Here is a 24,769-nt window from a genome sequence, read left to right on the forward strand (position 1 = left end):
TGCCAGAACCGGTCCGGGCGTCGGAGCGGCGGCGACTCCGGGAGCCTGCCGTGAGCCGTGCGCAAGCCCTGGTCGCTCCGATTCCGCGAGCGTAGGGTGCGAAAAGACGCACGCGGGGCGCGCGGGAACGGACGGGCGACGATGCCACAGCACCACGACGGGTCAGCACAGCACGACGAGCACCACGACGGGCCAGAGCGCCACGACGGGCCGGAGCGCCACTACGAGCGGGTCGTCCACCACGGCGGGCGCACCTTCTTCGCCACGGCGACGATGGCCGAGATCTTCGAGGCTGCGGCGGCCGACATCGTGGCGCGCGGCGACACGGAGCTGGTTCCGCTGCTGCACCGCGGCGGTGTCGACCTGCTGCTCGTGGGGCCGCGAGTGCCGATCGCCGTGCGGCGCATCGAGGTGGGCCGGGCCCCCGGGGAGAACGCTGCGGCGGGCCCTGCGCCGGCGGCCAAGACGTCCGCTGCCGCCTCCGCCTCTGCCGCTGCTGCTGCTGCTGCTGCTGCTGCGAAGCGCACCGCGGTTTGACCCTGCGGGCGACGCCGACCACGCGAGGCGTCCGCCGCTTAACAAGGAAAGCCTCGCGGGTGGAGCCGCGAGGCCTTCGCTCCCCGACTTGGACTCGAACCAAGAACCTGCCGGTTAACAGCCGGCTGCTCTGCCAATTGAGCTATCGAGGAATGGTGCTGCCGGAACAGCGCTCAATACATTACCACCACTTTCGCGGCGCTCCTGACACCTCGGCGTCAGTACCCCGCGGCGGGGTCGACGCGGCCCGCGAACTCGCCGGTCTCGAGGAACGCGTGCACGTTGTGGCGGATGCGCGCGGCCAGGAGCGGCGCGATCATCTCGGGCGTGTCCGCCGAGTGGGGGGTGATGATCGCGTTCTCGAGCGAGAAGAGCGGATGCCCGTCGGGCAGCGGCTCGGGATCGGTCACGTCGAGGGCGGCCCCCGCGATGGCGCCGCTCTCGAGCGCGGTGACGAGGGCCTCGGTGTCGACGAGGCCGCCACGCGCGATGTTGACGAGGTGGGCCGTCTCGGGCAGGAGCTCGAGCTGGCGGGCGCCGATCAGCTTGTCGGTGCCGGCGGTGAACGCGGCGGCGACCACCAGGAGGTCGGCCTCGGGCAGCACCTCGTCGAGGCGGTCGGCCGAGACCGTGCGGTGGGCTCCCTCGACCGGGTCGGTCGATCGCCGCACGATGGTGACGGTCACCCCGAACGGCTCGAGCAGCCGCAGCAGTTCGAGGGCGATGCCGCCGGCGCCGATGATCACGACGTTCAGGCCGTAGAGCGAGGCACCGATCTTCGGGCCCCAGCTGGTGGCACGGATGCGCGTCGGCAGCTCGCGGAGGAGCGCGAGGGCGAGCGTCAGCGCGTGCTCGGCGACGGGTTGCGCGTAGGCGCCCTTGGCGCTCGTCCAGACGAGGCCGGGGCGGTCGTGGTCGCGGATGGAGTCGGCGAAGGCGTCGACGCCCGCCCAGGGCAGCTGCACCCAGCCGATGCCGGGGTGGGCGGAGATGACCTCGTCGAACTGCTCGGGACGGTCGTGGGCGAGCCAGACGACCCCGCGGGTCTCGTCGGAGAGCGGGGCGACGGTGCCTCCGGCCGCCTCGACGGCCTCGACGAAGGTGGGGTCGGCCTCGGGCAGCACGGCGATCGGCCCGGGCTCGGGGCGCTCCTCGGCCGGCAGGGCGTCGGCGGCGACCGCGAGCACCTCGCGGTGGCGGCCGTCGAAGGATCGGGACGGGGGCGTCATCGGGCTCCTCGGGTCTCGTCGGCGGACGGGCTCAGCGGCCCGGTTGAGTCATCGTCGTGGTCGAGCGGGTCGTCGCCGAGCGGGTCGTCGCCGCCCAGGTCATCGCCATCCCGCACTTCACCGTCCTGGTTCTCGCCGTTCTGGGCTTCGCCGTCCTGGTCCTCGCCGTCCGGATCCTCGCCCTCCAGCTCGTCACCGTCCTGCTCGTCCTCGAACTCCTCGTCGTCGAGCTCGTCGTCGCCGTTCAGCTCCTCCGCGAGGCGCACCACGTAGGGGTGCCGCGGGTCGGCGAGCACGTCGTCGATGGGCCCCAGCCCCACCACCATGCCCTCGTGGATGACGGCGACGCGGTCGGCGCTGCGGCGCAGCGTGTCGAGGTCGTGGCTGATGATCAGGGCGCTCGCGCCTCGCGCCCGCTGCAGCCCGGCGATCACGTCGACGACAGCGCTCCGCACCGAGACGTCGACGCCGGCGGTCGGCTCGTCGGCGATCAGCAGCACGGGATCGAGGATCAGCCCGCGGGCGACAGCGACGCGCTGGCGCTGGCCACTCGACAGCTCGTGCGGCAGCTTCATCATCGTGCCGACCGGCAGCAGCAGCGCGTCGACCAGCGTGGCCGCCTTCAGGCCCGCCTCGTGCCGGTCGTAGCGCTTGTCGCGGAGCAGCAGCGGCTCCGCCACGAGCTCCGCCACGGTCATGTTGGAGGTGAGCTTCGACCCGGCGTCCTGGGCGACGTAGCCGACCCCCAGGGTGAGCCGCCCGAGCTTGCCGCGGCGGATGCCGCGCATCTGGAGCCCGAGCACCTCGAGGCTGCCGCCGATGATGCGCGGCGACGACTCCTTCGAGGCCCGCAGCGCGGCCTGACCGGACGCCACGTGGGCGAGCGTCGACTTGCCCGAGCCGCTCGAGCCGACCAGCCCGACGATCTCACCGGGCGCGACCGTGAGGGTGAACCCCTTCACGGCGGTGAAGGCGGGACTGACGCTGTGCGAGGGGTACTCGATCGTCACGTCGGAGGCGGAGAGCACGTTTCGTTCGACCATCAGGCTTCGAGCCTAGGCGCACACCCTCCTGCGGGCCCGACGGCGCGGCGGATGCCCGGAGATTGCGCAGAAGGCGTCACCGCCCCCGCGCGACCCGCCGCATTCCCCCGGCCGGCCCCGGCTACTCCCCCACGAACGCCCGTCGATCGGCCTCGAGCTGCGCCGACTGGATCTGGATCTCGCGGTACAGCACCGGCTCGGCCACCCGGTCGGTGCGCTGCAGCCTCAGCACGAGCTCGTCCTTGCGGCGGCTGAGGTCGCGCTCGACCAGCGCGCGGACGACCCCGCGCAGGTAGTTCTCAGGGGCCCGCTCCGGACGTTCGGGGATCGGGGCCACGGCCAGCTGCTCCACCAGCGTGCGGTACTCCGGCGGCACGTCGGCCTGCACGGTCTGCACGAAGTCGGGCTGGTCGAAGTGCTCGACGTTCCGCGCCACGGCGTCGCGCACGGCGGCGAGCGGGGCGCTGGCGAAGCCGCAGCCGGTCGACCGGGTGAGCAGCTCGGCCCCGATCACGGTCGGCGACTGCAGCATGGCCATCAGCGCGTCTCGCTCGCGCCGCACGGTGGTGGTGGAGGGCAGCTCGGTCAGCGAGACCGCGGGCACCTCGACCGGCACGACCTCGAGCGTCGTCACCGAGGCGACCCCCGGATCGGCCGCCGGCGACGGGCGGTAGCCGCCCTGGTCACGCGACTGACCCGAGCCCGCCCCACCGCCGTTGCCGTTCGGGCCGACCGGCCGGAGGGCCTGCCGGTCGAAGCCCTGCGCGCCACCGCGCTCCGAGCCCTGGTGCCCGCCGCGCTCCCCGCCATGACCGTGACCCTGACCCTGCCCCTGTGCCCCGGCCGACCCACCGCTCCGCACCGAGCGCTCGACCGCCTGCTGCACCACGTCGAGGTCGGTGCCGAGCATCTTCGCGAGCTGCCGCGTGTAGGCCGGCCGCAGCGCCGAGTCGCGGATATCGGCGACGATCGGCGCGGCGTCCCGCAGCGCGGCCACGCGCCCCTCGACCGTGTCGAGGTCGTAGGCCGAGAGCTTCTGCCGGATGACGAACTCGAACATGGGCTTCTTGCTCGTGATCAGCCGACGCACGGCGTCGTCGCCCTTGGCGAGGCGCAGGTCGCAGGGGTCGAGCCCGTCGGGCGCGACGGCGACGTAGGTCTGCGCGGCGAAGCGCTGCTCTTCGCTGAAGGCGCGGAGCGCGGCCTTCTGGCCGGCGGCGTCGGGGTCGAAGGTGAACACGACTTCGCCGAGACCGGCGGAGTCGTCGGAGAGCACCCGGCGCATGATCTTGATGTGGTCGACGCCGAACGAGGTGCCGCAGGTGGCCACCGCGGTGGTGACACCGGCGAGGTGCGCCGCCATGACGTCGGTGTAGCCCTCGACGACGACGACCTGGCGGCTGCGCGCGATGTCGCGCTTGGCGAGGTCGAGCCCGTAGAGCACCTGGGCCTTGTGGTAGACGACCGTCTCGGGGGTGTTGAGGTACTTCGGGCCCTTGTCGTCGTCGAACAGCCGGCGCGCGCCGAAGCCGACGGTCTGCCCGGTCTGGTCGCGGATGGGCCAGATCAGCCGCCCCCGGAAGCGGTCGTAGGTGCCGCGGTCGCCCTGGCTCAGGAGGCCCGCCGCCGTCAGTTCCTGCTCGGTGAAGCCGCGACCGCGGAGGTGCTTGCCCAGGTTGTCCCACCCCTGAGGCGCGTAGCCCACGCCGAAGCGGGCGGCGGCCGCGGCGTCGAAGCCGCGCTGGCCGAGAAAGGCCCGGCCCGCGTCGGCGCCGGGTGCGGTGAGCTGCTCGGCGAAGTACTCGCGGGCCGCCTCGTTGGCGGCGAGCAGCCGGGCGCGGTTGCCCTGGTCGGCCGCCGCTCCGCCGTCTTCGTAGTGCAGCTGGAAGCCGATCTTCGCCGCGAGGCGCTCCACGGCCTCCGAGAAGGTGACGTGGTCCATCTTCTGCAGGAACGTGAAGACGTCGCCGCCCTCACCGCAGCCGAAGCAGTGGTAGTAGCCCACCTGGGGGCGCACGTGGAAGCTCGGCGACCGCTCGTCGTGGAACGGGCAGAGCCCCTTCATCGAACCGACACCGGCGCTCTTCAGCGTGACGAAGTCGCCGACCACGTCGGCGATGTTGATGCGCGACCGGACCTCGTCGATGTCGTTGCGACGGATCAGTCCTGCCATGTCACCCGCCCTGCCATCTCGCCCACCGGTCCTCCTAGGATAGAGCCCGCCTGGGCCCCTCGGCCGCGAGCAGCTCTTCTCCCAGGCTGCCCTCATCGGCCGGTGCGCAGAGCCGCTCGTACCACGACAGCGCGGTCTGATCGGTGAGGCTGGCGACCTGGTCGACGACCACCCGCCGGGCCGCCCGATCGTCGGCGGCGGTGCGCCAGTCGTCGGCGAACGCTGGGTCGAGCGCCGCCCCGTCGCTCTGCCAGAGCCGGTCGGCCAGCTCCATCAGGAGCCCCCGCTGCTGCTGGTAGAGCGGCTGCCGGGCGTCGTTGGACATGACGAACACCGAGACGATGCCCTTCAGCGTCGCGATCTCGGCGGCGACCCAGTCGGGCACGATCACGTCGGCGCCGTAGCGGGTGATGCTCGGGGTCGGGAAGGACTCCCGGGTGGCCCGGGTGGCCGCCCCGGCGAAGCGCCCGATCAGCTGGCTGGTGAGGTTCTTCAGCTTGGCGTGGGCCCGGCGCGAGTCGTCCCACTCCGAGAGCCAGACCTGCAGCGAGTCGAGGCGCTCGAACGCCTCGCTCAGCTCGTCGAGCGAGAAGCCGCCGCCGGCGCGGGCGTGGATGCTCCGCACCAGATCGGCGTGGTCGACCCGCCGGCCGAGCACCCGCACGTCGATGTAGCCGTTCAGCACGGCGTCTTCGAAGTCGTGCACCGAGTAGGCGATGTCGTCACTGAGGTCCATTACCTGGGCCTCGACGCAGAGCTTCCGCGTCGGCGCTCCCGCGCGGAACCAGTCGAACACCGGGGCGTCGTCGTCGTAGACGCCGTACTTCAGGCGGCCGCTCGGGTCTTCGACCGGATCGGATGCCGCCCACGGGTACTTGCAGCTCGCGTCGAGGCTCGCCCGGGTGAGGTTGAGGCCGTAGCCGTGCCCGCTGTCGTCGAACACCTTCGCCTCGAGCCGGGTCAGGATGCGCAGGCTCTGGGCGTTGCCCTCGAAGCCCCCGATCGACTGCGCCCACTGGTTCAGCGCCTTCTCGCCGTTGTGACCGAACGGCGGATGCCCGAGGTCGTGCGCGAGGCACGCCGAGTCGACCACGTCGGGGTCGAGGTCGAGGCTCGACGCGAGCTCGCGGCCCACCTGCGCCACCTCGAGCGAGTGGGTGAGCCGGTTGCGCGCGAAATCGGCGACCACGGTGGGGCTCAGCACCTGCGTCTTGGCCGCCAGCCGGCGCAGCGACGAGGAGTGCAGGATGCGCGCCCGGTCGCGCTGGAAGTCGCTGCGGCGGGTGTAGTGCTCCTCGGGCAGCATGCGCTCGGCGTCGGACTCGGCGTAGCCCTTCGTGGGCGCGAAGGTCTGCAGATCGAGGGCGTCAGCCACCGCTGTTCTCCTTCTCGGCCGCGGCGACCTCGGCGCGCCCCGCGGTCTCGAGCGAGCGCGACTCCAGCCAGCGGTCGGGCAGCGACGGGCGCTTCGGGCTGCCGGCCCGGCCGCGCGGCCCCTCGGCGTCGGCGCCCGGGTAGGGCATCGACCAGTCGAGCTCGGCCAGGATCTCGTCCATCTGCTCGAGGCTCTGCACCGTGCTGAGCGCGGCGCGCACCTCGTGCCCGGCCGGGTAGCCCTTGAGGTACCAGGCGACGTGCTTGCGGATGTCGCGGCAGGCGCGGCCCTCGTCGTCGTAGAACTCGACCAGCAGCTCGGCGTGCCGGCGCAGCGTCTGGGCCACGACGCCGAGCGATGGCGCGGCCCGCAGGGCCGCCGCCTCCTCGGCCGAGAGCTCGCCCGCGCGTACGCGGAACGCCGCGGCCAGGTCGCCGAACAGCCAGGGCCGGCCGAGGCAGCCGCGCCCGACGACGACGCCGTCGCACCCGGTCTCATCGACCATGCGGATGGCGTCTTCGCCCGACCAGATGTCTCCGTTGCCGAGCACCGGGATCGAGGTGATCGTCTCTTTCAACGTGGCGATGGCCGACCAGTCGGCCTGCCCGCTGTAGAAGTCGCTCGCGGTGCGGGCGTGCAGCGCGACGGCGGCGGCCCCTGCCCCCTCGGCGGCCTTCGCGGCCTCGAGGTAGGTGAGGTGGTCGGAGTCGATGCCCTTGCGCATCTTGACGGTGACGGGCACGTCGCCGGCGGCCTCGACCACCGACTCGACGATCTCGCGGAAGAGGTCGAGCTTCCAGGGCAGCGCCGCTCCCCCGCCCTTCCGGGTGACCTTGGGCACCGGGCAGCCGAAGTTCATGTCGATGTGGTCGGTGCGGTCTTCGTCGACCAGGATGCGGGCGGCCTCGGCCATGGTGGCCGGGTCGACCCCGTAGAGCTGGATGGAGCGGGGCGTCTCGCTCGGGTGGTGCGTGATGAGTCGGAAGGTCGCCTCGTTGCGCTCGACGAGCGCGCGGCTCGTGATCATCTCGCTCACGTAGAGCCCGGCGCCGAACTCGCGGCAGAGCCGGCGGAACGCCGTGTTCGTGATGCCGGCCATGGGTGCGAGCACCACCGGCACGTCGAGCTGGATGGGCCCGATGGCCAGCCGGTCGGGGGTGAGGGTTGAAGTGGACATCGGGTCAATTCTCCCAGACGTGGGCGGCCACGGCGACGCGGCGGGGAATCCTGTGGACGGTTCGGTGGTTCTTCCGACTGTGACGGACAAGACGGACACCCCAGCTGCAGACCGGCCCTCGGGCACCGACCGCGTGCGCGAGCACGCCCGCCGCCTCGGCCTCGACGTCGAAGTGGTCGAGCGCCCCGAGGCAGGCTCCCTGCAGGAGGCCGCGCGCCTGCTCGACCTCGAGCCGGGCGACATCGCCAAGAGCCTCGTGGTGAAGCGCCACGACGGCGACTTCCTCTTCGCGCTCATCCCGGGCGACCGCCAGATCAGCTGGCCGAAGCTCCGCACCCTCGTCGGCGTCAACAAGCTCTCGATGCCCCACCAGGACGTCGCGCTGGCCGCCACCGGCTACGAGCGCGGCACGATCACCCCGCTCGGCAGCAGCACCGCGTGGCCCGTCTACCTCGACGAGTCCTTCGCCGGCCGCCGCATCGCGATGGGTGCGGGTGCGCACGGCCACAGCGCCTACGTCGACGCGGATGCGCTGGCCGCGGCCCTCGGCGCGACCGTCGCCGACATCAGCGAACCGCTCCCCGACCGCTAGATCGAAAGCCGTCGCTGGATCCGGCCGCACCCCTAGAACGAGCAGGAGTCGCCCTCGCAGCTCGCCCCGGGAGCGCCCAGCACGGTCAACAGGGGCGTCACGGTGGGCACGGGCGTGGTGGCCGGAGCCGGGACCCCGGCGCGAGCATCCGTCGCCGTCATGAGCCGACCTCGACCCGCTCGCCGGCCACCTGGGCCAGCACCTGCGCGAACGTCGCCGGATCCTGAGCACCCGAGACCCCGTACTTGCCCTCGAAGACGAAGAACGGCACACCCTGGATGCCGAGCTCCTGCGCCTGACGCTGGTCGGCCCGCACGGCGGCGACGTTCTCGCCCGACTCGAGCGAGCGCACGACGTCGGCGCGGTCGAGCCCCAGCTCGGCGGCCAGATCGGCCAGGTCGTCGATGCGCCCGACGTGGCGGCCCTCGACGAAGTAGGCCTTGAGCAGCCGCTCCTTCATCTCGAGCTGCAGGCCGTGCGCCTTGGCGTAGTGCATCAGCTCGTGCGCCTTGACGGTGTTGGTGTGCTTCAGGGCGTCGTAGTCGTAGTCGAGCCCGACGGACGAGGCGATGCCGGTCACTCGCTCGAGCATCTGCGAGGCCTGCTCGGCCGGGATGCCCTTGTGGCCCGAGAGGAACTCGATCTCGTCGCCGTCGAAGTCGACGGGGGTGTCGGGCGAGAGCTCGAAGGAGTGGTACTCGATCTCGACGGGAACGGAGCCCTCGGTCGAGGCGTACTCCTCGATGCCGAACTCGAGCTTGCGCTTGCCGATGTAGCACCACGGGCAGGCGATGTCGCTCCAGATGTCGATCTTGATGGCCTCGGACGAGGCGGCGATGTCAGTCACACGAGGGGCAACGCGAACGGATGCCCGCTCATTCCGCCTCGGTCGACGACGTCTCCTCGGCCGGCGCGTCGATCGCCCCGCCGAACCGCCGGTTGCGCCCGGCGTAGTGCTCGATCGCCTGCCAGAGGTCGACCCGGCTGAAGTCGGGCCAGAGCCGGTCGAGGAACACCATCTCGGCGTACGCCGACTGCCAGGGCAGGAAGTTCGAGGTGCGCTGCTCGCCCGAGCTGCGCACGAACAGGTCGACGTCGGGCAGCTCGGGCACGTAGAGGTGGCGCTGGATGAGCTTCTCCGAGACGGCCGAGGGGCGGATGCGGCCGGCCGCGACGTCGTCGGCGATCGCGCGCACCGCATCCGTGATCTCGTTGCGGCCCCCGTAGTTGACGCACATGGTGAGCGTGAGCGTGCTGTTGTGCGCCGTCAGCCGCTCGGCGAACTGCAGCTCCTTGATCACGCTCGCCCAGAGGCGGGGCTTGCGGCCGGCCCAGCGGATGCGCACGCCCCACTCGTTCAGCTGGTCGCGCCGGCGGTGCAGCACGTCGCGGTTGAAGCCCATCAGGAAGCGCACCTCGTCGGGCGAGCGCTTCCAGTTCTCGGTCGAGAAGGCGTAGACGCTGACGTGCTTCACGCCGATCTGCACGGCGCCCGCGACGACGTCGAGCAGCGCCGCTTCGCCCGCGCGGTGGCCTTCGATGCGGGTGAGGCCGCGCTGATTCGCCCAGCGGCCGTTGCCGTCCATCACGATGGCGACGTGCTTCGGCACCGCGGCCGCGGGCACGGCGGGCGGGTACAGGCCCGTCCAGTCGAGGGGGCGGAACGGCTCGGCCTTCGGCGACGTGAACGGAACGGGACTCAACTCGGCTGCACCTTCTTCTCCGGCTTCCCCGGCCCCCGTTCGACGTGCTCGAGCGATCGGAGCCCGCGTTCCAGGTGCCACTGGGTGTACGCCGCAACGATACCGCTCGCGCGCGAGCGCACCGGGCCGTCGGCGGCGTCGGCCGTCGTCCAGTCACCCGTCAGCAGCGCGGTCAGGAGCTCGAGCGTGCTCGAGTCCAGGCGCGGGGTGCCGGGCGGGGCGACCGACTCCGCCACCACGCCGCCCAGCTGCACGACGAAAGCGGAGTGCGGCCCGGGCTCCCCCGTCACCGCGCAGTCGTGGAAGCTCGGCGCCCAGCCGGCCATCGACAGCGCCCGCAGCAGGTAGGAGTCGAGGGTGGCGTTCGGGCCGTGCTCGTTGCGGGCGAGCGAGCGGAGGGCCCCCACCAGCAGCAGGTACTGCTGCAGTGAGGGCTCCTCCTCCGTCAACTTGTCGGCGGTCTCGACCATGGCGCTGGCCGCGGTGTAGCTGGCGTAGTCGGCCGTGATCTCGGCGCCGTAGGAGCCGATCGTGACCGCCTGGGTGATGGTGTCGAGGGTGCGGCCCTCGTAGAACTGCACGTCGGCGACCATGAACGGCTCCAGCCGGGCCCCGAACTTCGACGCGGTGCGCCGCACGCCGCGGGCGACGGCGCGAACCTTGCCGTGGTGCCGGGTCAGCAGGGTGACGATGCGGTCGGCCTCACCCAGCTTGTGGGTGCGCAGCACCACGGCGTCATCACGGTAAACGGGCACAGCCCATTATCCCGCGCCCGCGGGGATGACCGGGCAGCTACGCCGAGACGAGCTCCCGCTCGGCGTCGCGCACCCGGATCGCCCGGTTGACGGCCGAGACGACCGCCTTCAGCGACGCGGTCGAGATGTCGGCGTCGATGCCCACGCCCCAGAGGCGGTTGCCGTCGACCTGCAGCTCGACGTACGACGCGGCCAGCGCGTCGCCCGAGGCGCTGAGCGCGTGCTCGACGTAGTCGTAGAGCTTGATGTCGACACCCTGCTCGGTCATCACGTTCAGGAACGCGGCGATCGGCCCGTTGCCCGAGGCGGCGGTCTCGATCACGTCGTCGCCGACACGCAGGGTGACGTCGAGCGCCACCGATCCGCCCAGGTCGCTCGAGGTGCGGGTGCGGTGCAGCTCGAAGCGGCCCCACTTCTCCTCCGCGGCCGAGGAGGGCAGGTACTCGTCCTGGAACACCGCCCAGATCTGCTCGCTCGTGACCTCGCCGCCCTCGGCGTCGGTCTTCGCCTGCACGACGCCCGAGAACTCGATCTGCAGCTTGCGAGGCAGGTCGAGCGCGTGGTCGGTCTTCAGCAGGTAGGCGACGCCGCCCTTGCCCGACTGCGAGTTGACGCGGATGACCGCCTCGTAGGAGCGCCCCAGGTCTTTCGGGTCGATGGGCAGGTAGGGCACGGCCCAGAGCAGCTCGTCGACCTCCTTGCCCTGTGCGGCGGCGTCGGCGGCCATGGCCTCGAAGCCCTTCTTGATGGCGTCCTGATGCGAGCCGCTGAAGGCGGTGTAGACGAGGTCGCCCGCCCACGGGCTGCGCTCGTGCACCTTCAGCTGGTTGCAGTACTCGGCCGTGCGGCGCACCTCGTCGAGGTCGCTGAAGTCGATCTGCGGGTCGATGCCCTGGGTGAACAGGTTGATGCCGAGCGCCACCAGGTCGACGTTGCCCGTGCGCTCCCCGTTGCCGAAGAGGCAGCCCTCGATGCGGTCGGCGCCGGCCAGGTAGCCCAGCTCGGCCGCCGCGACCGCGGTGCCCCGGTCGTTGTGCGGGTGCAGCGAGATGATGACGTTCTCGCGGTGGTTCAGGTGCCGCCCCATCCACTCGATCGAGTCGGCGTAGACGTTCGGGGTCGCCATCTCGACGGTGGAGGGCAGGTTCAGGATGACCTTCCGCTCCGGTGTCGGCTCGAAGACCTCGAGCACCTGGTTGCAGATGTCGACGGCGAACTCCAGCTCGGTGCCGGTGTAGCTCTCGGGCGAGTACTCGTAGAAGACCTGCGTCTCGGGCACCAGGCTCTCGAAGGACCGGCACAGGCGCGCACCCTCGAGCGCGATGTCGACGATGCCCTGGCGGTCGGTGCGGAACACGACGTCGCGCTGCAGCACGCTGGTGGAGTTGTAGAGGTGCACGATCGCCTGCTTGGCACCGGCGATCGACTCGTAGGTGCGGCGGATCAGGTGCTCGCGCGCCTGGGTCAGCACCTGGATCGTGACGTCGTCGGGGATCGCCCCCTCCTCGATCAGCGAGCGCACGAAGTCGAAGTCGGTCTGCGAGGCGCTCGGGAAGCCGACCTCGATCTCCTTGTAGCCCATGCGCACCAAGAGGTCGAACATGATGCGCTTGCGCTCGGGGCTCATCGGGTCGATCAGCGCCTGATTGCCGTCGCGCAGGTCGACCGCGCACCAGCGGGGCGCCTCGGTGATGTGCTTCGAGGGCCAGGTGCGGTCGGGCAGCTCGATGGCGAACTGCTCGTGATAGGGCCGGTACTTGTGGATCGGCATGGCCGAAGCGGCCTGGTTGTTCTTCATGTCGTGCGTTCCTTCGTCAGAATCTGGTCAGCCATCGGCGAACTCCGCGACGAGGGAGGCCTGAGAACTAGGACTCGTCGCGGCAGCTAAGAAGGAGCAGACCGAACAGCACGCGCCCAGATTAGCACGATCCCCCGCGCCGGCCAGAGGCCAGCCGGCTGCAGCTGCGGGCATGCCACCGCAGTCGGCGACTCACACGATCAGCCAGACGGGCAGCCAGGACAGCACGAGGCTCACCACCGCGCCCGCCGTGGCTCCCAGGGCGACGGCTGCGAGGATCCGTCCTCGGGACCCGCGCTGCGAGAGGCACCCGATCGAGCAGACGATGCTCGCCAGGAACAGCCCGCCCGTCACGAGCACCTGCGCGGCGCCGAACCCGAGCAGCGACTCCGACGCTCCGGTGGGCAGGGTCTGGTAGACGATTCCGAACACGAGCCCGGCCAGCTGGGTGAGGATCGCCAGGACGAACGCGGCCACGCCGAGGATCGACGAACCCTGCGGTCGCTCGGACGACTGATAATCAAGCATGTCTCAGTTTATCCGACGCGCCGGGCTGCCGCGGGGTCGATCCCGGTGCTCGCCGAGGGGCACCGCGGTAGGCTGACGGCACCGACACGGGAGGTTGTCCATGGCTGTGACCAGTGAGTCGACGACGGTCTGGCGGGGTGATCTCACCAGCGGATCGGGCACGACCACGCTCGACAGTTCGGGCGCGGCGAGCCTCGCGGTGAACTGGCGGGCCCGCTCCGAGGGGGCCGAGAGCGTCACCACGCCCGAGGAGCTGCTCGGCGCCGCGCACGCCTCGTGCTTCTCGATGGCCTTCGCCGCCGCGCTCGCCCGCGCCGGGCACGCCCCCGAGTCGCTGCAGACCACGGCCGCGGTCACCTTCGACCCCGCGCACGGCATCACGGGCAGTCATCTGCTCGTCAGCGCCGTCGTGCCGGGCATCGACGAGGCCGAGTTCCAGCGCGTCGCCGAGGAGGCCAAGACGGGCTGCCCGGTCTCGAAGGCCCTCACGGGCATCCCGATCACCCTCGAAGCGAGCCTCGCGTGAGCGCCGCCCAGACGGTGCTGATCGCCGGCGGCTCGGGCTTCATCGGCACCGAGCTCTCCCGCCAGCTGCGCGCCGACGGGCACACCGTGCTCATCCTCGTGCGCCGGCCGGCCCGCACGCCCACGGAGCGCTCGTGGGATCCGGAGGCCCGCTGGATCCCCTCGGCCGTCGTCGAGGGCGTCGACGCGATCATCAATCTCTCGGGCGCCTCCATCTCGAAGCTGCCCTGGACCCTGCCGTACAAGCGGGAGATCCTGCAGTCGCGCGTGCTCGCCACCAGCACCCTGGTCGACGCGATCGCCCGCGCCGAGAACCCGCCCTCCACCTTCATCTCGGGCTCGGCCGTGGGCTTCTACGGCGACCGGCCCGGCGAGACGCTCACCGAGGCGTCGCCGCTCGGCACCGGCTTCCTGGCCAGGGTGACGGATGCGTGGGAGCGCGCCGCCGCACCGGCCGCCGCGCGCACGCGGCTCGTCACGGCGCGAACCGGCCTCGTCGTCGGCAAGGGCGGTGGCGCGCTCAAACCGTTGACCCTGCTCGCGAAACTCGGACTCGCGGGCCCGATCGGCAGCGGCGAGCAGATCTGGCCCTGGATCAGCCTGTACGACGAGGCGGCCGCGCTGCGGTACCTCCTGACGTCGGACCTCTCGGGCCCGGTGAACCTGGTGGGCCCGCGCCCGGCGCCGGCCGCCGAGGTCGTGCGCACCCTCGCCGAGGACCTGCACCGCCCCTACTGGCTGCCCGCACCCGCCTGGGCGCTCAAGGCGGCCCTCGCCGACGCGGGCCGCGACCTGCTGCTGGCCGACCAGGACGTCTCGGCGCAGAAGCTGCTGTTCAACGGCTTCACCTTCCGCGACGGCACCGTCGAGGCGGCCCTCAGCCAGATCTGACGGCTACGCGGTGCCCGTGCCGGTGCCAGTACCGGCGCCGGCCCGCCGCTCGGCGCCCTCGAGGCGCACGGCCGAGCGCAGCGCGGCGCGGGCGCGGCGGCGGTCGCCCGAGGCGTCGTAGGCGAGCCCCAGCCGGAACCAGGCGCGCCAGCTCGTCTCGTCGAGCTCGACGGCGTCCTTCCAGCGGGCGAAGTCGGCGTCGGCCGCCTCGCGCTCGGGTCGGCCGCTCGTGCGCTTGGGCAGGTCGTCGGGGGGCAGCTCCCCTTCGCGGTCCAGCCGCTCGACGAGCTGCTCGGTGCGCACGCCGAACCAGAGCTCGCGGCCGAGGGCCCAGGCCCCGACCAGCGGCAGTGCGACGAGGGTCACCCCGATGACCACGGCGATCGGTTCGCCCGTCAGCACGAACATCACGGCGCGCTGGCCGACGAGCACGAGGTAGATCGCGAGCACGACCGCCATCACGATGGCGGCGACGCGGCCCTTCACGGGGTCACGCTGGTGGCGGTGGCCGCCTGGCCCGAGACGTTCTCGGGTGCGGCTGCGGGCTCCGACGGCGCAGCGCCCGGCGCCGCAGTGGGCGCAGGCTCGCCCGGCAGCCCCAGGTCGATCAGGCTCTCGAGCCCCACGGTCACCCCGCGGGCGGTCGACGCCGCCCGCAGCGCCACCAGGATGCCCTGGGTGTACGAGCTCGGCGAGATCGTCTCGTGGGTCAGGGTCAGCACCTCGCCGGTGCCGCCGAAGATCACGTCCTGCTTCGCGACGACCCCGGCGAGCCGCAGGCTGTGCACCGGGATGCTCGCGACCTGCTGCCCCCGCGCGCGCTGGTCGGTGTGCGGTGCGGCGACGGGCCCGCGCGTGGCCCGGGCGGCGGCCATCAGCTCGGCGGTGCGCACGGCGGTGCCCGACGGCGAGTCGACCTTGCGGGCGGCGTGCGCCTCGACGATCTCGATCGAGTCGTAGAAGCGGGCCGCCATGGTGGCGAACGAGGTGGCGAGCACCGACCCGAGCGAGAAGTTCGGGATGACCACGACACCGTTCGACGGCTCGTCACCGAGCAGGCGCTTCAGCCCGGTGATGCGCTCGGCCGACCAGCCCGAGGTGCCGACGAGCACGTTCCGCCCGTTCGTCAGGGCGTACTCGACGACCTTCTGGCTCACGCCGGGCACGGTGACGTCGACCACGACGTCGGCGGCCAGCATCTCCGACAGCTCGCTCGACGAGCCGAGCGCCGCCACGAGCTCGAACTCCGGATGCTCGGTCACGATCCCCGCGACCAGTCGGCCCAGCTTCCCCGTTGCGCCGACGACGGCCACCTTCACGCTCATCCCTCCAACCTACCGGGCGCCGTCGGCCCCGACGTCGGCCAGCGGCTTGCGGTACCACCTGGTGGCGTTCGGATTGTCGTTGTAGGCCTCGGTCGGCACGAAGCCGGTTCGCGCGTACAGGCGGGCGGCCGCCTCCAGGGTGTGGTGCGTGTCGAGCACGAGCTCGGTGGCTCCGAGCCTCCGGGCGCTCTGCTCGAGGGCGTCGAGCAGCTGCCCGGCCCAGCCGCGGCCCCGGGTGGAGGGGTCGAGCCACACGTGCTTCACCTCGGCGCGCACGGCGCCGGCATCGCGAGCGGGGTCGGGCGCGAGCATCCGGATGCCGCCGCACCCCACCGGCACACCCGCGTCGTCGTCGACGACCAGGAAGACCCCGTGCACGCCGTCGAACTGCGACGGGTCGGGCAAGGAGACCGTGTAGCCGCCCGCCTGCGGGAACGCCGCGGAGCGGAAGGTGAAGTAGTCGCGGAGCAGCTGCCGCTCGGCCGGCTGCGACACGTCTCCTGAGCGGATGCGCATCAGATCCACCGGATGCGCATCAGTACGGCTGCGGGTCGTTCATACCGGTGCGCAGCTCCACCGGCAGGTGCCCGAGGTCGTTGAAGGCGACGAGCTCGGGCAGACGCCCGGTCTTCCAGCGCAGGATCGTCAACCCGGCGTGCGCGGCGTTCAGGCCGGCCCAGCGCCACTCCGGCGCGTCCATCGCCTCGCGCACGAACCAGGCGATGACGAAGTTGTGCGTGATCAGGAGGTCGTGGGTGGAGTCGCGGGAGGGGGTGAAGAACTCGGCCACCGCATCCGCCATCTGGGCGCGGCCCGCCTCGACCTCGTCGTCGGTGACGGAGTTGAAGAAGGGCTCGAAGGTGTGCGGCATCTGCGGCGAGTAGCCCGTGGGCACGCAGTCGAACAGCAGCGCGCTCGGCTGCGGGTCGAGAGCCGGCAGGTGCTCGGACATGATCTGCGCGGTCTGCTCCGCACGCTGCAGGGGCGAGTGCCGCACCGAGTCGAAGGGCACTCCCCCGAGCCGGTCGGCGATCAGCCGCGCCTGGCGCTGGCCGCGGGGCGAGAGCGGGCCGTCGGCGACGCCGTGCTCGGCGTCGAGCTGCTCGCCGTGCCGCACGAGGTAGAGCGTGTGGCCCATCAGGCGCCCACCGTCGCCGCGAACGCGCCCTCGGTGATCGGGCCGACCGCCGCGATGCTCACGGAGCCCTCCAGGAGGGTGCCGGCCAGCTGCTGCACGTCGTCGGCGGTGACCTCGGAGAGGCGTCGCACGCTCTCGTCGAGGTCGACGAACTCGCCGATCGTCAGCTCGGAGCGGCCGAGGCGGGACATGCGGGTGTCGCTGTCCTCGAGCGCGAGCGCGGCGGAGCCCGAGAGCTGGCCCGAGGCGCGGCGCAGCTCGTCGGCGGTGATGCCGTCGTCGGCGAGGCGGCGGAGTTCGGACAGCATGAGCTCGGTGACCGCGCCCTCACGGCCGGGCGTGCATCCGGCGTACATCAGGAAGATGCCCGCGTCGGAGTAGCTCGGCGCATAGGAGTAGACCGAGTACGCCAGGCCCCGGCGCTCGCGCACCTCCTGGAACAGGCGGGAGGACATGCCGCCGCCGAAGACCGAGTTCAGCACGGCCATGACGGTGCGGCGGTCGTCGGTGGCGACGATGCCGGGCAGGCCGACCATGACGCTGGCCTGCTCGGTGGGCTTGGTCACGACGGTGAGCGGATGGCCCGTGTCGAGCGCGACGGGCGTCGTCGAGCGGCGCGCGCGGGGGGTGGCCGGGGTGCCGAGATCCCATTCCGAGCGCTCGAGCGAGGCGACCACCCGGGCGACGAGCTCGTCGTGGTCGACCGCGCCGGCGGCCGAGATGACGAGGTCGTTGGGCCGGTAGGCGGCCTTGAAGTGCTCCCAGACGGCCTCGCGCGTGACCGCGCGGATGGCCTCGGGGGTTCCGCCGACGGGCCGGCCGAGCGGATGCCCGCCCAGCACCGCCTCGAACAGCCGCTCCCCCGCGACGTCCGAGGGGTCGTCCTCGGCCATGGCGAGCTCCTCGAGGATGACACCGCGCTCGGTCTCGAACTCCACCGGATCGAGCAGCGCGGAGGTGACCATGTCGGAGAGCACGTCGACCGCCATCGGCAGGTCGGCGTCGCGCACCTTGGCGTAGTAGCAGGTGTACTCCTTGCTGGTGACGGCGTTGTGCTCGCCGCCCACGGAGTCGAACGCGATGGCGATGTCGAGCGCCGTGCGCGTCGGGGTGCCCTTGAACAGCAGGTGCTCGAGGAAGTGGGTGGCGCCGTAGCGCGACGGGGTCGAGCCGACGGCGCCGAGCTCGTCGCGCGAGCCGGCGGCGACCCAGTAGCCGATGGTCGCGGAGCGCGAGCCCGGGATGTGCTCGGTCAGGATGCGCACGCCGCTCGGGAGGATCGTTCGCCGCACCAGCCCTTCGGCGGCGGTGCCGATCGAGAGTTCCGGAAGGTCGAGCGGGAGGTTCACGGCGCTGTTCATCCCTGCCAGCCTATCCCGCCCCACCCCACAGACCGTGATGAGCGAAGATCTCCCAGCCATCCCGCCAGCGCAGGGCCGGCATGCGCTCGGCGTGAGGTCGGGTCTGCTCATCCAGCAGCCGGGAGACCGGCGGATCGCAGATGACGAGGCATCCCGGCCGCATCCATTAGTGGTCGACCAGCGCACCGGCGGCCGAGAACGGCGCCCAGTCGTCCAGCCCCACCACACCCGCTTCTCGGAGGACGTCGATCACGATACCGTCGAAGACACCACCGACGGCGGTCGAGTCGCGATAGGTGAACCAGTCGTCGGGGAGATCCCGATCCAGCTGGCGGCTGACGCAGTGGTCGTTCGAACTGAAGGCGTCGTCGTACGCGCCCCAGTAGATCTCGTCGAAGCCTGCGCTCCCGATCTCGGACACGGCGCGCGAGGAGACAGCGTTCCACAGTGCGGAGTCGGCCGGCACCTGCCGGTCGCGCGGGAAGGCCCGCGCCGAGCCGCGGCACTGCGCGTTCACGGCGGCGGCGACGCGTCGTGTCAGGCCGCTCGGGGCAGTGTCGACCATGCGTGCCTCCGCGGAGGAGAGATCCATCCGCCGGGCGAGCGCGTCGAAGAGCGGGACCAGCCCGACCGCGTAGGCCCCGGCCAAGGGAGACGCGACCCAGATCACGTAGTCAGGACGTGCGGAGTAGCAGGTGCGGTAGGCCGCGACGAGCATCGCGGTCGCCACCTCGCGGTCGATCGCCCCATTCATCGTCATTCTCTGCCGGAATCGACGACCGACCTCCTCGCTCAGGAGGACACGATCGACTTGCACTGACACATGCTCAGCTTAGATCACGGCGGGAGGACGACGGATGCCCGCCCCGGCGAACCGGGACGGGCATCCTTCGTGCAGGTGGTGCGGCTATCAGGCCTCTGCGGGGACCTCGACGGGCTCGCCGTCGGCGGTCTCGGAGATCACCGGAGCGAGCGACAGCTTTCCGCGGTCGTCGATCTTCGTGATCTGCACCAGGATCTTCTGGCCGACGCCGAGCACGTCCTCGACGTTCTCGACGCGCTTGCCACCGGCGAGCTTGCGCACCTCGGAGATGTGCAGCAGGCCGTCCTTGCCCGGGAGCAGGGAGACGAACGCACCGAAGGTCGCGAGCTTCACGACGGTGCCGAGGAACTGCTCACCGACCTCGGGGTTCTGCGGGTTCGCGATGGCGTTGACCTGCTGGCGGGCGGCCTCGGCCGAGGGGCCGTCGACGGCGCCGATGTAGACGGTACCGTCCTCCTCGATGGAGATGTCGGCGCCGGTCTCGTCCTGGATCGCGTTGATCGTCTTGCCCTTCGGGCCGATCAGCTCGCCGATCTTGTCGACGGGGATCTGCACCGAGATGACGCGCGGCGCGGTGGGCGCCAGCTCGTCGGGCTCGTCGATGGCGGCGTTCAGCACGGAGAGGATCGCGTCGCGCGCGGCCTTCGCCTGCTTCAGCGCACCGTCGAGCACGGCGGTGGGGATGCCGTCGAGCTTGGTGTCGAGCTGGATCGCGGTGACGAACTCGCTGGTGCCGGCGACCTTGAAGTCCATGTCGCCGAGCGCGTCTTCGGCGCCAAGGATGTCGGTGAGCGCCGCGTAGCGGGTCTCGCCGTCGACCTCGTCGGAGACGAGGCCCATCGCGATGCCGGCGACGGGTGCGCGCAGCGGCACACCGGCGTTCAGCAGCGACAGGGTCGACGCGCAGACGGAGCCCATCGAGGTGGAGCCGTTGGACCCGAGGGCCTCGGACACCTGACGGATGGCGTAGGGGAACTCCTCGCGCGACGGCAGCACCGGCACGAGGGCGCGCTCGGCGAGGAACCCGTGCCCGATCTCGCGACGCTTCGGCGAACCCACGCGGCCGGTCTCACCGGTCGAGTAGGGCGGGAAATTGTAGTGGTGCAGGTAGCGCTTGTGCGTGATCGGCGACAGCGAGTCGATCTGCTGCTCCATCTTCAGCATGTTCAGCGTGGTGACACCCAGGATCTGGGTCTCGCCGCGCTGGAAGATGGCGGAGCCGTGCACGCGCGGGATGACCGCGACCTCGGCGTCGAGCGGGCGGATGTCGGCCAGGCCGCGCCCGTCGATGCGCACGCCGTCGCGGAGGATGCGGCCGCGGACGACCACCTTCGTGACGGACTTGTATGCCGCGGAGACCATCGGGGGCACGTCGCCACCGAGCTCGCCGGCGTCGACCTTGGTCTGGATGGCGGCCTTGACGCGCTCCTTGAGGGCGTCGTCGGCGTTCTGGCGCTCGGTCTTGTCGGCGATCTGGTAGATGCCCACCAGCTCGTCGTAGGCGAGCTCGGCGACCGCGTCGTAGGCCTGCTGGGTGTAGGGCAGGAAGATCGGGTATTCCTTGATCTCCTTGGCGGCCTGGTCGGCGAGCGACTTCTGCGCCTCGACGAGCTGCTTGATGAAGGGCTTGGCGGCCTCGAGGCCCTCGGCCACGACGGCCTCGTTCGGCTTGGTGGCGCCGCCCTTGATCAGGTTCCAGCTGTTCTCGGTGGCCTCGGCCTCGACCATCATGATGGCGACGTCGGACGAGCCGTCCTTGTTCTCGACCACGCGGCCGGCGACGACCAGGTCGAACACCGCATCCTGCAGCTGCGAGAACTTGGGGAACGCGACCCACTGGTCGGGCTCGGTGCCGTAGCCCGGCATGAGCGCGAGGCGGATGCCGCCGATCGGGCCCGAGAAGGGCACGCCCGAGATCTGGCTCGACGCGGAGGCCGCGTTGATGGCCAGCGAGTCGTAGAACTCGTCGGGGGCGATGCTCAGCACGGTGATGACGACCTGCACCTCGTTGCGGAGGCCGGTGATGAACGACGGGCGCAGCGGCCGGTCGATCAGACGGCAGACGAGGATCGCCTCGGTGGAGGGGCGGCCCTCACGACGGAAGAACGAGCCGGGGATCTTGCCGGCGGCGTAGCTGCGCTCCTCGACGTCGATCGTCAGCGGGAAGAAGTCGAAGTTGTCTTTGGGGTGCTTGCCGATGCTCGTGGCGCTCAGCAGCATGGTGTCGTCGTCGAGGTAGGCGGCGACGGCTCCCTGGGCCTGCTGCGCGAGGCGGCCGGTCTCGAAGCGGACGGTGCGCTTGCCGTACTTGCCGTTGTCGATGACGGCTTCGGCGAACTTGATCTCAGGACCTTCCAAGAGGTCTTTCTCCTTTGTTTAGCGTCGCAGCCCCGTGTGGGCCACGACTCCTCGCGTCGGAGCAGCGGTGATTCTCACCAGCACAGCTGGTCACCAGTAGAAGGACTCCGGATGCTCTCCGGAACGCCACCACCGAGGACCAGCCGCTCGATCGTACGAAGATCGGCCTGCTCTCGACGGTGAGAGTCTATCAGTCCGGGCCTGGATGGCCGCGGTGGCGCGCTACAGGACGATCTCGACCCGGCGCGGACGGTCGGTGCCGACGACGGTCACGGGAACGGTCGCGGCCCGCCCGGAGGCGGCGACGCCCCGCAGCGCCTCGTCGACCCGTGCGTCGACCTCCCGCGGCACGAAGCCCACCCGGTGCACTCCCCCGGCGTCGTCGACCAGATCGACGGCGACCCGCAGCTCCCGGCCGAGCCACCGGCTCGCGTCGGGCGTCAGCACGGCCCGCACGGTGCGCGACTTCGCCACGGCCGCCTCGATCGCGGTCTGCCGCCGCTCGCTCTCGACGACCCGGGTCGTCACGGGCACCTCCCCGAGCCCCGGGAAGGGCACGAGCTCGACGCCGGCGACGTCGTGCCGGGAGTTCTCGCTGTCGTGTCCCTTCTTGCGAAGCAGCGGCACGATCAGCGCCAGCGCCGCCGCGACGGCGATCGCGAGCAGCAGCACCGACGCGATCGGGCCCAGCACCGGCAGCGAGGGCCGGGCGACGAGACTCGCGGCCATCGCCGCCACGAGCACGACGGCGAACAGCAGCGCCTCCCAGCGCCAGAGCGGCTTGAATCGGCGACGGGCTTCCATGCCCTCTACTCTGCCGTACCGGCGGCCTCGGGTTTGGCGGCGTAGCTCAGCAGCAGGCGGTAGGGCGACTGCGACTCGACCGTCCAGCCGCGCCGGGCGACGACCGCGAGCTCGCCCTCGGTGTAGCTGCGGCGGATGGAGGTGAGCCCGTCCTGCCGGAGGAACGAGTGGCGGAACACCGGCAGCGGCAGCGCCGTCAGCAGCCAGTACGCGGCGTACGCCCCGCGGCTCCTGCGGATGTCGCTGTGGATGGCGAGCCCGCGCGTGAGCAGCTCGCAGTCGATCAGCAGGTCCTCGAGCTCGACCGGTGTGAGGTGGTGCAGCACGTGGTTGGAGATGACGAAGTCCCAGCGCTGGGCGACGTCGACGAACTGGGAGCTGTTCGCACGGGCGAAGCGCACCCCGTCGGGGTTGGGGGCGTCCTGGGCCTCGGCGATGGCCCGCGCATCCGGATCGATGCCGACCACGGTGAGCTGCAGCCCGTCGCGCTTCGCCCAGCGCGCGATGGCCCGCGCGATGTCGCCGCCGCCGCAGCCGACGTCGAGCAGCGTCGAGGGCTCGGTGGCCGAGAGCAGCGGCTTGATGCGCTCGGTGTAGGTGCCCCGCCAGCCGGCGACGAGCCGGTTCATCGTGCGGAACTGCCGGTAGGTTCGGGCGAGCAGCTCGGGGTCGGCGTCGTCGTGATCCATCAGCTCGCGCGCGTCGACGGCGCGCTTGCGCAGCGGCCGCGCGCCGGGGGGCTTGCGCTCGAGCCGGGCCATCAGCCGGCCGGTCTCAGGGTGAACAGGCCCGACTCGACGGTGAGCCCGGGGCCGAAGGCCATCGCGCAGACGCGTTCGGTGGGGCGCGCGGCGGCGGGCCGCGCATCCATCGTGCCCGTCACGAGCGCCTGGTCGAGGATCGCCTTCAGCACGAACAGCACGGTCGCGCTCGACATGTTGCCGTAGTCGCGCAGCACCTCGCGGGAGGGCCCGAGCTGGGCCGGCGTGAGTTCGAGGGTCTGCTCGACGCGGTCCAGGATGCTCCGCCCACCGGGATGGATGGCCCAGTGCGACGCGGCCTGCGCTCCGGCCGAGCCCAGCAGCGGTGCCAGGGCGGTGCGGATGTTCTGCTCGATGATCTTGGGCACGTAGCTGGAGAGCACCATCTCGAAGCCGTGGTCACCGATGGTCCAGGCCATGTCGGCCTCGCCGTCGGGCACGATCGTGCTGACGAACTCGTCGAGCTCGAGCGTCGGGTACGCGGAGGCGCCGGTGTCGCGGGCCGTGACGACCGCGGCGGCCGCCCCGTCGGCGAACACCGAGGAGGCGACGATCTGGTCGGGCTCGTTCGAGGAGCGCACGTGCAGGGTGCAGAGCTCGACGCAGACGACGAGCACCACGGCCTCGGGGTCGGCGTCGCAGAACGCCTTCGCGATGCGCAGCGCGGGGAAGGCGGCGTAGCAGCCCATGAAACCGACGTGGTGGCGCTGCACCGAGTCGGCGAGGCCGAGCTCGCGCTGCAGCGCCCAGTCGGGGCCGGGCGCGAAGAAGCCGGTGCAGGAGGCGGTCACGACGTGGGTGACGTCGGCGGCCGTGATGCCGGGGGCGAGTGCGTCGAGGGCCCGACGCGCGGCGGTCACCGCGAGGCCGGGAGCGTGCCCGACGTAGAGCCGGTTGCGCTCGCCGGTCGACGGCGACGAGAACGCCCTGGTCGCGGCGTCGACGAACAGCTCGGTCGGGGCGCGGCCGTCGGCGGCGAGCTCGTCGAGCACGGTGTGCCGGGTGCGGATGCCGGAGGAGTCGAAGGAGGTGGCGACCAGTCGCTGCCCGAGCCTCGTCAGCCCGGGCTGCGCGGCGAAGAGGTCGCGCACCGCCTCCTGAGCGAGCTCGGTGGGGGGCACGGCCGTCTGGATGGATCGGATGCTCGCGGCCATCTGCTCATCCAAGCACGAACGGCTGGGCCTCGCCCCGGGGTTGCGTCAGCGCGCCGGGAACATGCCCGACGGCCCGTGTCAGCGCGCCGGGAACATGCCCGACGGGTCGAACGAGGCGTCCAGGGCGAACGGGTCGACGAACTCCTCGGAGCGTGTCGAGACCGCGACCTGGGCGGCGAGCTCGCGCCCGGCGCGGCGGATGCGGTCGGGCAGCGAGGCGGTTCCGGTGACGTCGGCTCCCCCGCCCCAGTCCTCGCTCGCGGCGAAGACGGCGGTGGGCAGCACGATCGCGCGGAGGTAGGAGAACAGCGGCCGCACGGCATGGTCGAGCGCCAGCGAGTGCCGTGAGGTGCCGCCGGTGGCGGCGATCAGCACGGGCAGTCCGGTGAGGGCGGCGTTGTCGATCACGTCGAAGAACGACTTGAACAGGCCGCTGTAGCTCGCGGTGAAGATCGGGGTCACGGCGATGAGGCCGTCGGCGCGGCTCACGGCGTCGAGCGCGCTCTGCAGCCGGGGGCTCGCGAAGCCGGTGAGCAGGTTGTTCGTGATGTCCTGGGCGAGGTCGCGCAGCTCGATCACCTCGAGGTCGACGGATGCTCCGCGGAGGTCGAGCTCACCGAGAGCGGCCTCGGTCAGACGGTCGGCGAGCAGCCGGGTGCTCGAGGGCTGGCTCAGGCCGGCGCTGACGACGACGAGCTTCTTCGACATGGTGGATCCCT

At 71.5% G+C, this 24,769-nt stretch carries 26 protein-coding genes and 1 tRNA gene; 4 read left to right on the forward strand and 23 right to left on the reverse strand.

The window, feature by feature from the left end:
• The first annotated feature begins 141 nt into the window (after positions 1 to 141).
• Positions 142 to 537 carry a hypothetical protein gene (locus ITJ64_RS14500; RefSeq protein WP_194681455.1) on the forward strand — a complete coding sequence of 132 codons (396 nt, stop codon included), beginning with the start codon at positions 142 to 144 and terminating at the stop codon, positions 535 to 537.
• Between the two features lie 79 nt (positions 538 to 616).
• Here the strand turns inward: ITJ64_RS14500 and ITJ64_RS14505 are convergent.
• From ITJ64_RS14505 to dusB, 6 genes are all read right to left on the reverse strand, one after another.
• Positions 617 to 689 (reverse strand) — tRNA-Asn (locus ITJ64_RS14505).
• A gap of 66 nt (positions 690 to 755) precedes the next feature.
• Positions 756 to 1,766, reverse strand: coding sequence for a D-isomer specific 2-hydroxyacid dehydrogenase family protein (locus ITJ64_RS14510; protein WP_194681456.1), 1,011 nt, complete (start codon positions 1,764 to 1,766; stop codon positions 756 to 758).
• Positions 1,763 to 2,809, reverse strand: coding sequence for an ATP-binding cassette domain-containing protein (locus ITJ64_RS14515; RefSeq protein ID WP_194681457.1), 1,047 nt, complete (start codon positions 2,807 to 2,809; stop codon positions 1,763 to 1,765). Before ITJ64_RS14515 ends, ITJ64_RS14510 begins: the two co-directional genes overlap by 4 nt.
• 121 nt (positions 2,810 to 2,930) lie before the next feature.
• Positions 2,931 to 4,982: a DNA primase gene (dnaG, locus tag ITJ64_RS14520; RefSeq protein WP_194681458.1), complete on the reverse strand. Its 2,052-nt coding sequence runs from the start codon at positions 4,980 to 4,982 to the stop codon at positions 2,931 to 2,933.
• A 34-nt stretch (positions 4,983 to 5,016) separates the two neighbouring features.
• The gene (locus tag ITJ64_RS14525) at positions 5,017 to 6,357 is read right to left on the reverse strand and encodes a deoxyguanosinetriphosphate triphosphohydrolase (RefSeq protein ID WP_370545196.1); all 1,341 of its coding nucleotides are present in this window, start codon (positions 6,355 to 6,357) and stop codon (positions 5,017 to 5,019) included.
• Complete coding sequence (gene dusB, locus ITJ64_RS14530) at positions 6,350 to 7,534, reverse strand: tRNA dihydrouridine synthase DusB (protein ID WP_194681459.1); 1,185 nt, start codon at positions 7,532 to 7,534, stop codon at positions 6,350 to 6,352. Before dusB ends, ITJ64_RS14525 begins: the two co-directional genes overlap by 8 nt.
• Positions 7,535 to 7,667: 133 nt before the next feature.
• Between dusB and ITJ64_RS14535 the strand changes: the two genes are divergently transcribed.
• Positions 7,668 to 8,126 carry an aminoacyl-tRNA deacylase gene (locus ITJ64_RS14535; protein ID WP_370545271.1) on the forward strand — a complete coding sequence of 153 codons (459 nt, stop codon included), beginning with the start codon at positions 7,668 to 7,670 and terminating at the stop codon, positions 8,124 to 8,126.
• Positions 8,127 to 8,158: 32 nt separating this feature from the next.
• Here ITJ64_RS14535 and ITJ64_RS19170 read toward each other — a convergent pair whose 3' ends face one another.
• The 6 genes from ITJ64_RS19170 to ITJ64_RS14560 all read right to left on the reverse strand — a co-directional run bounded on the left by ITJ64_RS19170 (position 8,159) and on the right by ITJ64_RS14560 (position 12,910).
• A complete protein-coding gene (locus ITJ64_RS19170; protein WP_255524930.1) occupies positions 8,159 to 8,287 on the reverse strand; it encodes a hypothetical protein in 129 nt (42 codons plus the stop codon).
• Complete coding sequence (locus ITJ64_RS14540) at positions 8,284 to 8,973, reverse strand: DsbA family protein (RefSeq protein ID WP_370545197.1); 690 nt, start codon at positions 8,971 to 8,973, stop codon at positions 8,284 to 8,286. The genes ITJ64_RS19170 and ITJ64_RS14540 overlap by 4 nt, the downstream gene beginning before the upstream one ends.
• Positions 8,974 to 9,001: 28 nt before the next feature.
• Positions 9,002 to 9,829 carry an isoprenyl transferase gene (locus tag ITJ64_RS14545; RefSeq protein ID WP_194681461.1) on the reverse strand — a complete coding sequence of 276 codons (828 nt, stop codon included), beginning with the start codon at positions 9,827 to 9,829 and terminating at the stop codon, positions 9,002 to 9,004.
• Positions 9,826 to 10,584, reverse strand: coding sequence for a DNA repair protein RecO (recO, locus tag ITJ64_RS14550; protein WP_194681462.1), 759 nt, complete (start codon positions 10,582 to 10,584; stop codon positions 9,826 to 9,828). The genes ITJ64_RS14545 and recO overlap by 4 nt, the downstream gene beginning before the upstream one ends.
• 37 nt (positions 10,585 to 10,621) lie before the next feature.
• Positions 10,622 to 12,382, reverse strand: coding sequence for a 2-isopropylmalate synthase (gene leuA, locus ITJ64_RS14555; protein WP_194681463.1), 1,761 nt, complete (start codon positions 12,380 to 12,382; stop codon positions 10,622 to 10,624).
• A 192-nt stretch (positions 12,383 to 12,574) separates the two neighbouring features.
• Positions 12,575 to 12,910 carry a hypothetical protein gene (locus ITJ64_RS14560; protein ID WP_194681464.1) on the reverse strand — a complete coding sequence of 112 codons (336 nt, stop codon included), beginning with the start codon at positions 12,908 to 12,910 and terminating at the stop codon, positions 12,575 to 12,577.
• Positions 12,911 to 13,010: 100 nt separating this feature from the next.
• Here ITJ64_RS14560 and ITJ64_RS14565 point away from each other — a divergent pair, with 100 nt between their 5' ends.
• On the forward strand, positions 13,011 to 13,436 hold the full coding sequence (locus ITJ64_RS14565) for an OsmC family peroxiredoxin (RefSeq protein ID WP_194681465.1): 426 nt from the start codon (positions 13,011 to 13,013) through the stop codon (positions 13,434 to 13,436).
• The gene (locus ITJ64_RS14570) at positions 13,433 to 14,326 is read left to right on the forward strand and encodes a TIGR01777 family oxidoreductase (RefSeq protein ID WP_194681466.1); all 894 of its coding nucleotides are present in this window, start codon (positions 13,433 to 13,435) and stop codon (positions 14,324 to 14,326) included. Before ITJ64_RS14565 ends, ITJ64_RS14570 begins: the two co-directional genes overlap by 4 nt.
• 3 nt (positions 14,327 to 14,329) lie before the next feature.
• Here ITJ64_RS14570 and ITJ64_RS14575 read toward each other — a convergent pair whose 3' ends face one another.
• The 11 genes from ITJ64_RS14575 to ITJ64_RS14625 form a co-directional block, all read right to left on the reverse strand.
• On the reverse strand, positions 14,330 to 14,812 hold the full coding sequence (locus ITJ64_RS14575; protein WP_370545198.1) for a hypothetical protein: 483 nt from the start codon (positions 14,810 to 14,812) through the stop codon (positions 14,330 to 14,332).
• Positions 14,809 to 15,651 carry a 4-hydroxy-tetrahydrodipicolinate reductase gene (gene dapB, locus ITJ64_RS14580; RefSeq protein WP_194681467.1) on the reverse strand — a complete coding sequence of 281 codons (843 nt, stop codon included), beginning with the start codon at positions 15,649 to 15,651 and terminating at the stop codon, positions 14,809 to 14,811. The genes ITJ64_RS14575 and dapB overlap by 4 nt, the downstream gene beginning before the upstream one ends.
• Before the next feature lie 9 nt (positions 15,652 to 15,660).
• Positions 15,661 to 16,167 carry a GNAT family N-acetyltransferase gene (locus tag ITJ64_RS14585; protein WP_194682168.1) on the reverse strand — a complete coding sequence of 169 codons (507 nt, stop codon included), beginning with the start codon at positions 16,165 to 16,167 and terminating at the stop codon, positions 15,661 to 15,663.
• Positions 16,168 to 16,186: 19 nt separating this feature from the next.
• Positions 16,187 to 16,789 (reverse strand): histidine phosphatase family protein, encoded by a 603-nt coding sequence (locus ITJ64_RS14590; protein WP_173181154.1) that lies wholly within the window; start codon positions 16,787 to 16,789, stop codon positions 16,187 to 16,189.
• Positions 16,789 to 18,150 carry a pitrilysin family protein gene (locus ITJ64_RS14595; protein WP_194681468.1) on the reverse strand — a complete coding sequence of 454 codons (1,362 nt, stop codon included), beginning with the start codon at positions 18,148 to 18,150 and terminating at the stop codon, positions 16,789 to 16,791. The genes ITJ64_RS14590 and ITJ64_RS14595 overlap by 1 nt, the downstream gene beginning before the upstream one ends.
• 166 nt (positions 18,151 to 18,316) lie before the next feature.
• Positions 18,317 to 18,904 (reverse strand): hypothetical protein, encoded by a 588-nt coding sequence (locus tag ITJ64_RS14600; protein ID WP_194681469.1) that lies wholly within the window; start codon positions 18,902 to 18,904, stop codon positions 18,317 to 18,319.
• 156 nt (positions 18,905 to 19,060) lie between these two features.
• Complete coding sequence (locus ITJ64_RS14605) at positions 19,061 to 21,331, reverse strand: polyribonucleotide nucleotidyltransferase (protein WP_194681470.1); 2,271 nt, start codon at positions 21,329 to 21,331, stop codon at positions 19,061 to 19,063.
• A gap of 222 nt (positions 21,332 to 21,553) precedes the next feature.
• Positions 21,554 to 22,135 carry a hypothetical protein gene (locus ITJ64_RS14610; RefSeq protein ID WP_194681471.1) on the reverse strand — a complete coding sequence of 194 codons (582 nt, stop codon included), beginning with the start codon at positions 22,133 to 22,135 and terminating at the stop codon, positions 21,554 to 21,556.
• A gap of 5 nt (positions 22,136 to 22,140) precedes the next feature.
• Positions 22,141 to 22,896 carry a methyltransferase domain-containing protein gene (locus ITJ64_RS14615; protein ID WP_194681472.1) on the reverse strand — a complete coding sequence of 252 codons (756 nt, stop codon included), beginning with the start codon at positions 22,894 to 22,896 and terminating at the stop codon, positions 22,141 to 22,143.
• Positions 22,896 to 24,050: a type III polyketide synthase gene (locus tag ITJ64_RS14620; protein WP_194681473.1), complete on the reverse strand. Its 1,155-nt coding sequence runs from the start codon at positions 24,048 to 24,050 to the stop codon at positions 22,896 to 22,898. Before ITJ64_RS14620 ends, ITJ64_RS14615 begins: the two co-directional genes overlap by 1 nt.
• Positions 24,051 to 24,128: 78 nt before the next feature.
• Positions 24,129 to 24,758, reverse strand: a complete 630-nt coding sequence (locus ITJ64_RS14625; protein WP_194681474.1) for an FMN reductase — start codon at positions 24,756 to 24,758, stop codon at positions 24,129 to 24,131.
• Between the last annotated feature and the right edge of the window lie 11 nt (positions 24,759 to 24,769).

It is taken from the genome of Herbiconiux sp. VKM Ac-1786, assembly GCF_015350805.1.
In the GTDB taxonomy this organism is placed as follows: Bacteria; Actinomycetota; Actinomycetes; order Actinomycetales; family Microbacteriaceae; genus Herbiconiux.